This is a genomic window from Asanoa hainanensis, assembly GCF_900188485.1.
In the GTDB taxonomy this organism is placed as follows: Bacteria; Actinomycetota; Actinomycetes; order Mycobacteriales; family Micromonosporaceae; genus Asanoa; species Asanoa hainanensis.
This window is the reverse complement of the sequence record NZ_FZPH01000002.1, coordinates 308,349-321,054: the sequence shown is the minus strand read 5'-3', so window position 1 is coordinate 321,054 and position 12,706 is coordinate 308,349. Positions and strand designations below refer to the sequence as shown.

Below are 12,706 nucleotides of genomic sequence, written 5' to 3'. Positions count from 1 at the left end.
GTGCCGCGCACACATTCACGGTCCGGAACCCGCTCCGGTACGGTGCTCGCGTGCGTCATCTGTGGAGCCTGCTCGCCGGCATCGTCGCCGCGCCGCTGGTCTGGATTCTGCTCGCGCTCGGCCAGGACGGATCGACTTCGACGATCACCACCTGGGCCGACACCTCCGCGTTCAACACGGCCCGGCTGATCGAGCCCGCGGTCTACCTCGCCGCCGCCGGAATCGCGCTCGGCCTGCTCGCCACGCTGCGCTGGTCGCCGCTCGGCCCACTGCTCGCCGGCCTGTTGCTGATGGCGCCGTACGTGGGCATGTTCATCGCGCCGCTGCGGGTGCGGTCGGCGGTGCCGGGCGGCTGGCGCCTGTTCGGCGACCCACTGCCGCTGCGGCTGCCGCTCGACAACGGCACCCTGTTCTTCCTCGGCCTGCTGCTGGCGATGGCGGCGTTCAGCCTGCAGCGCTGGCGTCGCTGGCCGGTCGCCGCCGCGCCGGCCCGGTCCGGTGTGGACGACACCGACCCCGACCTGTTCGGCGGCGGGCTCAGCACCGACCCAGACACCCGCCCGCCGACGCTGGCCTATCCGCCGGCCGGCGTGCCGGCGCCCCGCTCGGAGCAGCCGTTCGGTGGCACGCCCACCGCCGGCGGGTCACCGTGGTCGTCGCCGCCGGCGCCGTACCGCCCGGACGGTAAGGCCGAATAGGCGACAGAACTCGTCGCTCCCGCGGGGTACGGTGCGCTTCACCTGGGTCGATCCACCGGATCGACCGCAGCCCCGCGGGAGGCCCGATGCGCCATCTCGGATCGCTGCTCTTGTCGCTGGTGCTGGCACCGGCCATCTGGGTGCTGGCCGGCTACGGGATGAACGAGGTCTCGATCGGGGTCGGGCAGTTCGACCTGCGCATGGTCGGCGGCTACGCGGCCCTCGCCGCGGCCGGGGTGCTGCTCACCCTGCTCGTGCTGACCCGGCTCTCGCCGGTCGGGCCCGCGACGGCCGGGCTGGCGTTCATCGTGGTCAGCGTGTGGGCGGCCCAGGACCCAGGGCCGTTCCAGGACCTGTTCACGGCCTCCGTGTTCGGCCGCCCGGCCGGCCTGCTCAACCCGGTCGTGGCGATCGGCCCGGTGGTCGGCACGCTGCTGCTGCTGACCGTGACCAGCCCGCGGCGTTGGCAACGGCATCCGGCGACGGCGGTGCCGCCGCAGCCGCTCTATCGGGGTGCCACCGTCGGCGCCGGCTATCCAGCCCCGCCGCCGTTCCCGCCGCCTCCCGGATCGCCCGCCGCGCCCTATTCCACGGGGGTGCTCTACGGCCAGGGGTACGGCGGTCCGGGCGCAGTCCCCGCACCGACCTCGGCCGCTCCGGCCAGTGGGCCACCCGGTGCGACCCCACCGCCTCTCGGGCAGAGCGTCCCGGTCAGTGGGCCGCCCAGTTTGCCGCCACCGCCCGTCGGCCAGAGCCCTCCGCTCAGCAGGCCGCCCGGTGCACCGCCCTTCGGGCAGAGCGCTCCGGTCAGTGGGCCGCCCGCGACGCCGCCCCCGCCTTCCGGGCAGATCGCTCCGCCCCCACCCCGCCCGGCGTCCGGGCCTCCGCCTGCGGCGGGGCCGGCACCTGCCGGCGGCGGCGCCTGGTCGACACCGCCGACCAGCCAGCCCCTCCCGCCCGCTGAACGCACGCCACCACCGCCGCGCCTACCCCGGCCGGCCGGGGAACGCACGCCGCCGCCCCCGCCGCCGCGGTTCACCCCGCACGTGCCGCGCCAGCCGGGCGCCGGCGACGCGGCCGACGCCACGGACGCCACGACGCGGTTGAGCCCGGCCACCGACGAGACGACCCGGCTGACGCCGCACCCGACGACGGACGAGACCACGCGCGTCGCGGCGCCGTCCGGCGATGTCGATCCGGACGGCGACGAAAAGACCACGGTGCTGCGGCCGGCGACGACGAGCGACCGGTCCGACGCGGACAGCGACGAGCAGACGACCCTGCTGCGACCGGCGACGGCTGCCGAGGAACCGACCGACCGGCCCGACCCCGAGAGCGCCGAGAAGACCACCGTCCTACGACCGGCGACCGCCGCCGACGAACAGCCCGGGAGCGACGAGCAGACGACCCTGCCGAGCCGCCACCAGGCCCCAGCCGACGAGGGGGACGACGAGGAGACGACCGTGCTCAGCGACGGCGACGAGCCGAGCGCCCCGGACGGTCGCACGCGGCCGCTGCACGGCACGCCGCCGCCACCGGCCGCCTACCCGCCGCCGGGTCACGCCACGCCGACCACGCCGCCGACCGACCCGGACGCGACGCGCCGCTTCTGAGCAGGTCAGCCGTTGAGGAGCTGGCGGGCCATCACGACGCGCTGCACCTGGTTGGTGCCCTCGTAGATCTGCGTGATCTTGGCGTCACGCATCATCCGTTCGAGGGGATAGTCGCGGGTGTAGCCGTACCCGCCGAGCAGTTGGACCGCGTCGGTGGTGATCTCCATGGCGGCGTCGGAGGCGAAGCACTTGGCAGCGGCGCCGAAGTAGGTCAGGTCGGCGTCGCCGCGCTCGGACCGCCCGGCCGCCGAGTAGGTGAGCTCGCGGGCGGCCGTGAGCTTCATGCCCATGTCGGCGAGCATGAACTGGACGCCCTGGAAGTCGGCGATCGGCTTGCCGAACTGGTGGCGCTCCTTGACGTAGCCGAGCGCGTAGTCGAGCGCGCCCGAGGCGATGCCGACCGCCTGGGCGGCGATGGTGACCCGGGTGTGGTCGAGCGTGCGCATCGCGGTGGCGAACCCAGTGCCGACATCCCCAATTCGGCGCGAATCCGGAATATGCACATTGTCGAAGTAAACTTCGCGAGTCGGTGAGCCCTTGATGCCCAGCTTCTTCTCCGGCGCGCCGAACGACACACCGGCATCCGACTTGGACACCACGAACGCCGAGATGCCGCGCGACCGGGCGCCCGGCTCGGTGACCGCGAAGACCGTGTAGAACTCCGACACACCGGCGTTGGTGATCCACCGCTTGACGCCATTGAGCACCCAGCCGTCGCCGGAGCGTTCCGCGCGGGTCGTCATCGACACGGCGTCACTGCCCGCGTCGGGCTCGGAGAGGCAGTACGAGAACATCGCGTCGCCGCGCGCGACCGGGGGCAGGAACTCGGCCTTGACCGCGTCGGAGCCGGCCAGCAGCAGCGGCATCGTGCCCAGCTTGTTGACCGCGGGAATGAGCGACGACGCCGCGCAGGCGCGGGCCACCTCTTCGATCACGATCGCGGTGGCCAGGGCGTCGGCGCCGGCACCGCCGTATTCCACCGGGATGTGCGGCGCGTGGAAGTCGGCGGCACGCAGGGCCTCGTACGACGCCTTGGGAAACTCACCGGTCTCGTCCGCGTCAGCGGCGTTGGGCGCGACCCGGGCGTCACACAGCTCGCGTACGGCGGCCCTGATCGTGCTGTGCTCTTCTGGCAGTAGGTAAACGTCGAACGAACCCTGCGTCATGATTGCGGCCCTCCCCTGGCCGGCGGACAGAGCCACCGGTAGCGTGCGTCGGGCATGTGTCTATCCGGCCCAGTGCTGAGGATACCGACCGGTAACGTTGGCTCGGATGCACAGTGGGTAGGCTCACGCACTATCCTCGCTTGCGCACGTAGGCGAGCCCGCTCCGGCGGTGACAGAAGAACAGATGTCCCAACTGACGCGCCGTGCGGGCGCGGCCAGCCCCGACAACGACGTAGCGCACAGTGGCGCTGCCGAGCGTGAGCGGAGAACCAAGGCGTGACGATCCCGTACCCGAACACCCAGCCCATGCCGGCGATCGCGGCGGTGACACCGCCTTCCGGTGCCGCCCGCCCGCGGCTGACCTTCCTCGGCACCGGTTACCTGGGTGCGACGTACGCCATCTGCTACGCCGAACTGGGCTACGAGGTGCTCGGGTTCGACGTCGACGAGGCGAAGATCGCCGGCCTGGCCGCCGGTGTGGTCCCGTTCCACGAGCCCGGCCTCGACGAACTGCTGCGGCGCAACATCGCCGCCGGCCGGCTGCGCTTCTCGACCGACTACCAGGAAGCCGCCGAGTTCGGCGACGTGCACTTCATCTGCGTCGGCACCCCGCAGCGCGGCGACGGCATGGGCGCCGACCTGACCTACGTCGAGACCGCGGTCGTCAACCTCGCCCAGCACCTCGACCGCAAGGCGCTGATCGTCGGCAAGTCCACCGTGCCGGTCGGCACCGCCGAGTGGATCGAGCAGCTGGTCGGCAAGCACGTCGCTCCGGAGCTCGGTGTCGAGGTCGCCTGGAGCCCCGAGTTCCTCCAGGAGGGCTTCGCCGTCGAAGACGTGCTGCGCCCCAACCGGATCGTGGTCGGCGTCAAGAGCGACTGGGCCAACGGCCTGCTCTACTCGGCCCACAAGGGCGTCTTCGACCTGGCCGCCACCGAGGACCGCGAGGTCCCGCTGGTCATCACCGACTTCGCCACCGCCGAGCTGGTCAAGGTCGCGGCCAACGCGTTCCTGGCCACCAAGATCTCGTTCATCAACGCGATGGCCGAGGTCTGCGAGGTCGCGGGCGGCGACGTCACCCAGCTCTCCCGGGCCATCGGCTACGACCCCCGCATCGGCAACCGCTTCCTCCAGGCCGGCGTCGGCTTCGGCGGCGGCTGCCTGCCCAAGGACATCCGCGCGTTCCAGGCCCGGGCCCAGGAGCTCGGCGCCGGCGAGGCGCTGCGCTTCCTGCACGAGGTCGACCTGATCAACCTGCGCCGCCGCACCCGGGTGCTCAACCTGGCCGCCGAGCTGCTTGGCCGCCGCTCCGGCCCGGCCGGTCCGGACCTGTCCGGCGCCCGGATCGCGGTGCTCGGTGCGACCTTCAAGCCCAACTCCGACGACATCCGCGACGCGCCGTCGCTGGCCGTCGCCGGGCTGCTCCTCAAGGCCGGCGCCGACGTGCACGTCTATGACCCCGAGGGCATGGACAACGCCAAGAAGGCCTCGCCCGACCTGACGTACGAGCCGACGCTCAACGACGCGGTCCGCGACGCCGACCTCGTCTGCGTGCTGACCGAGTGGGCCGACTTCCGCAACGCCGACCCGGTCGCCCTCGGTGAGCTGGTCGGCGGCAAGAAGGTCATCGACGGCCGCAACTGCCTGGACCCGGCACTGTGGACCCAGGCCGGCTGGGTCTACCGGGGCATGGGCCGCCCGTAACGGTCGTTTTGCTCGAAGGGCGCTTCTGGGGTTCCGTACCCCGGGGGCGCCCTTTCACATTGGAGGGACGTCACCGATTTCGGGTGTCGCGTCCGGACACGCCCAAAGGGACTGTTCAATCGACGTCCAGTATGGGCATGCTTCGGTATAGGCGTCACCGTCCTGCCGCGAAGAGGTGCGATGGAAAGGTATCCGTGTCCCTCCTGCGGCCGGGAGATCGATCCCGCTCCCCGCTGCCCGTACTGCAACGCCGAGCAGGGCCGCTGGGCCGACGAGGTGCAGCGCATCGAGCGCGAAATCGCCGAGATCCGCCGCCAGGACATCCAGCTCGCCCGTGACCAGCGGCTGCTCGCGCAGCGGATGCAGGCCGCCCGGTTCCAGCGCGACATCCTCTCCGCGGCCAACCAGGAACGGCTCAAGGAGCAGATCAAGAAACCCCGCCGGGTGCTGCGCCGCCGGGCCAGCAAGCGCTCGCCGGCCGCCGACCCGACTGCCGCCCGCATCCCGCGGCAGCAGCCGACAGGTGCGGGAGAGCCCCCGGAGCCGCCTCCGCCGCCCCGGGTGATGGACCTCGACGACGAGGGGGTACGCGCGGAGGCGTCGCCCCGGGAGATCCAGAACGTCTACCTCGGCCTGGGCGCCCTCCTGCTCGGTGTCGCGGCGGTGGTCTTCGCGGGCGTGACCCCGTTCGCGATCCCCCGCCTGGCGATCCTGACCGGCGCGGCCGCGCTGATGTTGGGCGTCGCCCCGTTCGTCCGGGCCCGCCAGCTCAGCTCGACGGCCGAGACCGTGTCCGCGGTCGGCCTGACCCTCGTGCCGCTGATCGGCTACGCCCTCTACCTGGTCCCCGCCGTCCGCACCGGGCCCGTGCCGGGCGAGGTGTTCGGCGGCATCGTGTTCGCCGCGACGGCCGCGATCGCCGCGGTCTACGCGAGCGCGACCGGCCTCAGCGTGCCCCGCTACGCCACGGTGCTCGCGCTGCAACCGGTCATCCCGCTGCTCGCACACCGCTCGATCGACGGGCCGACCGGCTGGGCGTTCTCGCTGGCCGCCGTGGCCGCCCTGGACGTCTGGCTGGGCCGGCAGTACGCCGCCTTCGGCTCCCTGGTGCCGCCCGCCTGGTCGGCCCGACTGGCACCGCCCCGACCGACCACCGACGAGCCCGCCGACCGGGCGGAACCGACCGGCGACCGGAGCCCGGCCTCCGACGGCCCGACGGTGTCCCGGATCGTGTCGAGCCCCGTCCCGGGCCAGCGCACCGACGCCGACGACCCAGAGATCCGCCGTCCCGAGGGTGCCGCCGAGGAAGCCGAGGTGCTGGTCGACGCCGGCCCCACCGACGCGCCCGTGTCCGGCCCGCCGCCGCAGACCGAGGTCGCCGCCCGGTGGCTGCGCGAGATGTCCTGGGTGCTGTTCGGCATCGCCATCGGCGCCGCCCTGATCTACGCCGTGGCCGGGCTGGTCGAGGCAGACACCCTGCCGGCGGCCACGGTGGCCGGCATCGCGCTGGTGCTGTCCGCCGGCGTCGGGCTGGTCGGCTCACTCCAGCTCCGCCGCCGCCCGCTGCCCGACGTGGCCGGCGCGATCATGACGCTGGCCATCATCGGCGCGGCGGGCCGGGTCGCCTCGGTCGCGTTGCCTGGGCACGCGCTGGTCGTCGTCGCGGCGATCATCGCGCTGATCGGCTTCGCCCTTCGGGTGCTGCCGGACGAGTCGCGCCGGGGCCCGCAGCTCGCCTCGACGGCGGCCATGCTGGTGCTCGGTGTGGTGATCGCCGGCAACACGCTGCGCGCCGCCATCGCGCCGATCGACGCCGCGCTGCCGATGTGGCGGGCCGACCTGACCGCGTACGACGCGAAGCTCGACGCGGCCATCGGCTCCGCGCAGTGGCAGCTCGCGGTCGCCGCCGCCCTGCTCACCATCGCCGCCGTGCTGGCCGCGCCGCAGGAGATCCGGCGCGAGCTCGCGGTCGCCGGTGCGGCCCTGACCGCGCTCGCCGCGCCCGCCTCGTTCGACCTCGGCTGGGCGGCCGCACCATGGCCGCCGGCGATCGCCGCGATCGCCATCGGCGTGGCCGGCCTCTGGGCCCGCACGAACCGCGCCGGTGTCGCGCACGCCGTCGGCGCGGCCCTGGTCGGGTTGGCCGCCGCCGGTGCCTCCACCGCCCGCCCCGCGCTGACGGCGGCGGTGCTGTTCGCGATCGCGGCCAGCGGGGCACTGATCGCCGCGGCCGCCCGCTCCACGACGATCCGCGACAACGCCGCCGGCTCCGAGCCGGTCGGCGAGTGGGCGGCCGGCGGTGCGGCGTTCGCGTTCCCGGGCGCGGTGGCGAGCTTCGTCGCCGCGACCGTGCCGGCCACGAACGCCACGGTGCCGATCCTGGCCACCGGCTTCCTCGCGGTCTGCGCGACGCTCAGCTTCGCCGCGCTCAACCAGGTGGCCGAGCGGCATCTGAGCATCCCGCTCACGGTCGGCACCGGCCTCGGCGCGATGACCGTCGCCGCCGCCGCGTTCGCCGCACCGCAGTCGATGGTCGCCGACAAGCTGGTCGGCACGCTGATGCTGGTCGCCGCCGTGCTGCTGTTCCTGGCGCCGTCGATCGACCACGGCCGGCGGGCCGACCGCATGCTCGACGGCGCCGACTTCGCCTCGGCGGCCGCGACCACCGCGCTGATCGGCGCGCTGGCCCGGATCGCGGCCATCCTCGCGCCCGGCGGCGAGATCGCGACCGTGGCCGCGATGATCCTGGTCGTCGCGATCGCCGTGCGCGCACTTCCGGAAGGCTGGCGGCGCGGCCCGGCCCTGGGCATCGCGGTCGGCGGCGGCGTGATCGCGGCCGTGGCCGGCTACCAGTGCCTGGCCGGCGGCCTGCGGATCCTGGCGACGCCCGGCGCGCTCTGGGCGGCCGACCTCTCCCGCTGGCCCGGCAGCACCGACGCGGCCGGCGCCTGGCAGGCCCCGGTGGCCCTGGTGCTGCTGGCCGGCGCCGCCGCGATCGTGCTGCCCCGCCCCTGGTCGTACGACGTCGCCGGGGTCTTCGTCGGCCTGGCCACGATCGGTGCGCCCGCCGCCCTCGGCCTGCCCTGGTACTCGCCGATCCTGGTCGGCGGCGCCGTCGCCACCGTCTACGGTGTGGCCGCCGTGATGGCCGCCGACCCCCGGGCCGGCATCGCCCGGATCTGGGTCGCCGCCGCCGTCGCCCTGCACGCCGTCGGCGCCAGCGTGGTGCGCCCGTGGACCACCGCGGCGGCGCTCGGCATCATCGTGCTGATCGGCGCCGTCGTCGCCGCCCTGGCCGCCAACGCGGTGGCCGGCCCGTCCGACGACGCCGGCCCACGGTGGACGCTCTTCACCCGCCAAGGCGGCGGCACCGGGGCCACCACCGAGTCAGCCGGCTACCCCGGTGCGGAGTCGGCGGCCCCGATCGGTGCCGACGCGCCGGGGGCCGGCGAGCGGGTCACCGTGCCCAACAGCCGGTCCGGCACCGAGCGAGTCACTGTGCCCGCCGGCGAAGACCTCGGCCCATCGGCCGGCGGTGGCGGCACGGCGACGATGACCCGGCCGCGCGCGACCGCCACCGGCGAGCGGGTGGCCGCCCCGGCCGATGTCGCCGCACCGCCGCACCTGAGCACCGTCGGCGGGCTCGCCGTCGGCGGGGCCCTGCTGGCGCTGCCGGGCGCGCTCGCCGGCTTCGCCGCGTCGGTCGGCAGCTCGGCCGTCGTGGTGCTGACGGCCGCCCTGGCCGGCTCCAGCCTGGGTATGGCGCTGCTGGCGCTGACCCGGGCCCGGATGGCGCCGTTCCTCGCGTACGCGTCCGTCGGCCTGGCCGGCGGTGCCACGATCACCGCCGGCACCGCCCTGGGCACGGGCGTCTCGCCCGGCGTCTATGCGGCGGCCGCCGCCATGCTCGGCATCCTCGCCGAGCTGCTGCGGGCGACCGTCTCGCCGGGCGGCGAGGCGGAGCGGGTGCGCCGGTGGAGCGCGTTCGGCTCGGGCCCCTGGCGCCGCCAGCTCGGCGCGTCCGGCCGGCGCTGGTCGCTGGAGCCGGCGATGGGCGCGCTGCTGCTGGCCGTACCCGGCATTCTCTTCGCCCTCTATGCTCTCGGCCCCGCCCTGATCGCCGCCCTGATCGATCCGCTCCAGGTGGTCAACGGAGTGTGGGAGGGGCCGCCGCCGGCGCTCCTCGACCCGCCTGCGGCCGCGGTGGACCCGTCCAACGTGCTCTCCGCGCTGCTGCTGACCGTGGCGGCCGGGCTGGCCGCGCTGGCGTTCTCCGGCGGCCGACCGGCCCGGGCGATTCCGGTGGTGCTGCCCGGCATCGCGGTGACCATCCTGATCACGCCGGTGTCGCTCGGCCTCGGCTGGCCGCAGACCACGCAGGCGGCGCTGGCCGTCTTCGCGGTCACCATGCTCGGGTTGGCGCTGACCCCGCCGCCGCCGGAGTCCGAGCTGGCGCAGTCGTTGCGCTCCGCCCGGATCGCCGGCTTCGTCATCGGCCTCGCGGCCGGCAACGCGGGCCTCTCCGGCAGCCTGGCCACCCGCGGCATGACGCTGTTCACGCTGGGCAGCGCGGTCCTGGTCGGCGCGGCGGCCGCGCTCTACGGCAAGACCGAGCGGGCCCGCATCCTCGGCTGGCTGTTCGCCGCGATCATGGCGCAGGCCTTCGTGCTGACGCTGGGCCTGGTCGGCGGCCTGCCGCGCACCACGTCGGCGTTCGGCGTGCTCGGGGTCGGCGCCGCGCTGCTGATCGGCGCGGCGCTGGTGCCCCGGCTGCGCCAACCGCAGGCGCGCCGCGAGGCGACGACGGTCGAGTGGAGCGGCTACGCGGCCGGTCTGATCGCGTTCGCGCTGGCCTTCGACTCGCTGCCGCACCTGGCCGGCCTGCTCGCCGCCTGGGGCGCGGTGCTCGGAGCCGCGGCCGGTCGCCCCGGTCGCCGGGCCTCCCGCCGGCGGGTCATGTTCTACTCGGCGCTCGGCTGTGAGGTCGTGGCCTGGTGGCTGCTGATGGACCTCGGCGACGTGCGGCTGCTGGAGGCGTACACGCTGCCGTTCGCCGCGGTCGCGCTGGTCGCTGGCCTGATCGAGCTCCGCCAGCGCCCGTCGCTGGGCAGCTGGGTGGCGTACGGCCCGGCTCTGCTGGCGGCCTTCCTGCCGACCACGGTGCTGGTGCTCACCCGCGACACCACCGACACCCGCGAGCTGCTCCTGCTGGTCGGCGCGGCGGCGACGCTCATCTTCGGCGCGATGGTCAAGCAGCAGGCGCCGGTCATCGTGGGCGCGGTGGTCACCGGCATCTCGGCGATCCACTTCACCGTGACGCGGGTCGGCCCGTACTACGTCGTCCTGCCGATCGGCGTCATCCTGCTGGTCCTGGGCGCCAACAACGAGAACCGCCGCCGCGCCCAGGAACGCATCCGCAGCCTGCGCGGGATGCGCTAACGCGTGTAGTGCCGCAAGTGGACCGGCCCACCAGCGGGGTCGGTCCAGTTGGCCCGCGTCGTGTGGGTGTGCTGCCAGCCGGTGGCCGCGTAGAACGCGACGGCGTCCGCCCGCCCGGTGACCTCGAGCGTCAGCTCGATGCCGCGCTCGACCGCCCAGGCCGTCGCGTGGTCGACCAGCGCCGTGCCGACCGATTGGCGCCGGGCCGCCGGCGTGACGAACAGCCGGCTCAGCTCGCCGGCCTGGATCGCGACGTGCCCCGTGATCGTGCCGTCCGGCGACTCGGCGACCCAGGCGGCCACGAGACCGGGTGGGTCCAACCAACGAACCGGATCCGCGGGCCAGTTCAGCGGGTACGCGTCGGCCTCGTGCACCGCCCGCAGGGCGGCGACACAACCTGGCAGGTCGACTGCCCGTCGCTCCCGGATCATTCCGACCGTAGCGACGCCTTGAGGGCGGCTTCCTTCTCGGCGACCAGCACTTCGAGGCCGGCCTGGAAATCGACCATGCGCTGGCGCAGCGCCGGGTCGGCGGCGGCCAGGATCCGGACGGCCAGCAGGCCCGCGTTGCGCGCGCCGCCGATCGAGACCGTGGCCACCGGCACGCCGGCCGGCATCTGCACGATCGAGAGCAGCGAGTCCATGCCGTCGAGGTACTTCAGCGGGACCGGCACGCCGATCACCGGCAGCGGGGTGGCCGACGCGACCATGCCTGGCAGGTGTGCGGCACCGCCCGCCCCGGCGATGATCACCTGAAGGCCACGATCGGCGGCTGTCCGGGCGTACGCGATCATCTTGTCGGGCGTGCGGTGCGCGGACACGACGCCGACCTCGTAGCCGACGCCGAACTCGTCGAGGGCCTCCGCCGCGGCGCGCATCGTCGCCCAGTCGGAGTCGCTGCCCATGATCAAGCCGACGGCCGTCACTCGTGGGTCCCTTCGCGTAGCCACCAGGCCGCGCGGGCGGCGCGGGCGCGCAACGACGCGAGGTCGTCGCCGAGCACCGTCACATGGCCGATCTTGCGGCCGGGACGGGTCTGCTTGCCGTAGAGATGCACGCGGGCGCCGGGGTCCTCGGCGAACAGGTGGTGCATCCGCTCGTCGATCGACATGCCACCGGGCGGGCCGCCGAGCACGTTGGCCGACACCACGACCGGCGCGGCCAGTGCCGTGTCGCCGAGCGGGTAGTCGAGTACCGCGCGCAGGTGCTGCTCGAACTGCGACGTCCGCGCGCCCTCGATGGTCCAGTGCCCCGAGTTGTGGGGCCGCATCGCGAGCTCGTTGACGACCAGCCCGGCCGCGGTCTCGAACAGCTCCACCGCGAGCAGGCCGACCACACCGAGCGCGGTCGCCAGGTCGATCGCCAGCTTCTGCGCCTCGACGGCGACGTCCTCCGGCAGTTGCGGCGCCGGCGCCAGCACCTCGACGTTGATCCCGTCGCGCTGCACCGTCTCCACCACCGGGTAGGCCGCGACCTGCCCGAACGGCGACCGGGCCACCTGCACCGCCAACTCGCGACGCAGCGGCACCAGCTCCTCGGCGATCAGCTCGGTGCCGCTGGCCAGCACCTCGGCGGCCGCCTCGGGCGAGTCGACGACCCACACGCCACGCCCGTCGTAGCCGCCCCGGGACGCCTTCAACACCAGCGGCCAGCCGGCGCTGTCACCGAACGCGGCGAGATCTTCCGGCGAGGTGATCGGCTGCCAGCGCGGCACCGGCGCGCCCAGCTCCGAGAGCCGCTCCCGCATCCGGCGCTTGTCCTGCGCGTACACGAGCGCGTCGGCCGACGGGAAGATCTTGACGCCGTCGGCCTCCAGCGCGCGGATGTGCGCCTCCGGCACGTGCTCGTGGTCGAACGTGACCACGTCACAGCTCTTGGCGAAGGTGCGCAGGGCGGCCAAATCGGTGTGTTCGCCGATCTGCACGTCGGCGGCGACCAGCGCGGCACCGTCGTCGGTATGGGCGGCGAGCACCCGCAGCGACTGGCCGAGGGCGATGGCGGCCTGGTGGGTCATCCGGGCCAGCTGGCCACCACCCACCATGCCGACGACAGGCAGTCCGGTACGCGAATCCATGGCGCGCGAAGCC

General features: G+C 74.2%; 8 protein-coding genes. 4 read left to right on the top strand and 4 right to left on the bottom strand.

The genetic code is table 11. The annotated features are described in order from the left end of the window. Window positions 1-50 precede the first annotated feature (50 nt). Both CHC05_RS05370 and CHC05_RS42985 read left to right on the top strand, forming a co-directional pair. Complete coding sequence (locus CHC05_RS05370) at window positions 51-698, top strand: hypothetical protein (RefSeq protein ID WP_089246118.1); 648 nt, start codon at window positions 51-53, stop codon at window positions 696-698. An 86-nt stretch (window positions 699-784) separates the two neighbouring features. Beyond that, window positions 785-2,311 carry a prolipoprotein diacylglyceryl transferase gene (locus CHC05_RS42985; protein WP_089245288.1) on the top strand — a complete coding sequence of 509 codons (1,527 nt, stop codon included), beginning with the start codon at window positions 785-787 and terminating at the stop codon, window positions 2,309-2,311. A gap of 5 nt (window positions 2,312-2,316) precedes the next feature. Here the strand turns inward: CHC05_RS42985 and CHC05_RS05360 are convergent, their stop codons facing one another. After that, window positions 2,317-3,477, bottom strand: coding sequence for an acyl-CoA dehydrogenase family protein (locus CHC05_RS05360; protein ID WP_089245286.1), 1,161 nt, complete (start codon window positions 3,475-3,477; stop codon window positions 2,317-2,319). Window positions 3,478-3,753: 276 nt separating this feature from the next. Between CHC05_RS05360 and CHC05_RS05355 the strand changes: the two genes are divergently transcribed. Together CHC05_RS05355 and CHC05_RS05350 are read left to right on the top strand one after the other, a co-directional pair. Continuing rightward, on the top strand, window positions 3,754-5,181 hold the full coding sequence (locus CHC05_RS05355) for a UDP-glucose dehydrogenase family protein (protein ID WP_089245284.1): 1,428 nt from the start codon (window positions 3,754-3,756) through the stop codon (window positions 5,179-5,181). A gap of 180 nt (window positions 5,182-5,361) precedes the next feature. Continuing rightward, window positions 5,362-10,620, top strand: a complete 5,259-nt coding sequence (locus CHC05_RS05350) for an SCO7613 C-terminal domain-containing membrane protein (RefSeq protein ID WP_089245282.1) — start codon at window positions 5,362-5,364, stop codon at window positions 10,618-10,620. Here the strand turns inward: CHC05_RS05350 and CHC05_RS05345 are convergent. Genes CHC05_RS05345 through CHC05_RS05335 form a run of 3 tightly spaced genes read right to left on the bottom strand, consistent with a single transcriptional unit; the run spans window position 10,617 to window position 12,693 of the window. Then, the gene (locus CHC05_RS05345) at window positions 10,617-11,051 is read right to left on the bottom strand and encodes a GNAT family N-acetyltransferase (RefSeq protein WP_179266059.1); all 435 of its coding nucleotides are present in this window, start codon (window positions 11,049-11,051) and stop codon (window positions 10,617-10,619) included. The two genes, CHC05_RS05350 and CHC05_RS05345, sit on opposite strands and share 4 nt — an antisense overlap. Then, window positions 11,048-11,545, bottom strand: coding sequence for a 5-(carboxyamino)imidazole ribonucleotide mutase (gene purE / locus CHC05_RS05340; protein ID WP_179266058.1), 498 nt, complete (start codon window positions 11,543-11,545; stop codon window positions 11,048-11,050). Before purE ends, CHC05_RS05345 begins: the two co-directional genes overlap by 4 nt. After that, window positions 11,542-12,693, bottom strand: coding sequence for a 5-(carboxyamino)imidazole ribonucleotide synthase (locus tag CHC05_RS05335; protein ID WP_089245280.1), 1,152 nt, complete (start codon window positions 12,691-12,693; stop codon window positions 11,542-11,544). The genes purE and CHC05_RS05335 overlap by 4 nt, the downstream gene beginning before the upstream one ends. Window positions 12,694-12,706 lie beyond the last annotated feature (13 nt).

Coding starts and splice junctions, on each gene's coding strand:
- CHC05_RS42985 (WP_089245288.1), top strand. CDS start 785: ATGCGCCATCTCGGATCGCTGCTCTTGTCGCTGGTGCTGGCACCGGCC.
- CHC05_RS05360 (WP_089245286.1), bottom strand. CDS start 3,477: ATGACGCAGGGTTCGTTCGACGTTTACCTACTGCCAGAAGAGCACAGC.
- CHC05_RS05350 (WP_089245282.1), top strand. CDS start 5,362: ATGGAAAGGTATCCGTGTCCCTCCTGCGGCCGGGAGATCGATCCCGCT.
- CHC05_RS05345 (WP_179266059.1), bottom strand. CDS start 11,051: ATGATCCGGGAGCGACGGGCAGTCGACCTGCCAGGTTGTGTCGCCGCC.
- CHC05_RS05335 (WP_089245280.1), bottom strand. CDS start 12,693: ATGGATTCGCGTACCGGACTGCCTGTCGTCGGCATGGTGGGTGGTGGC.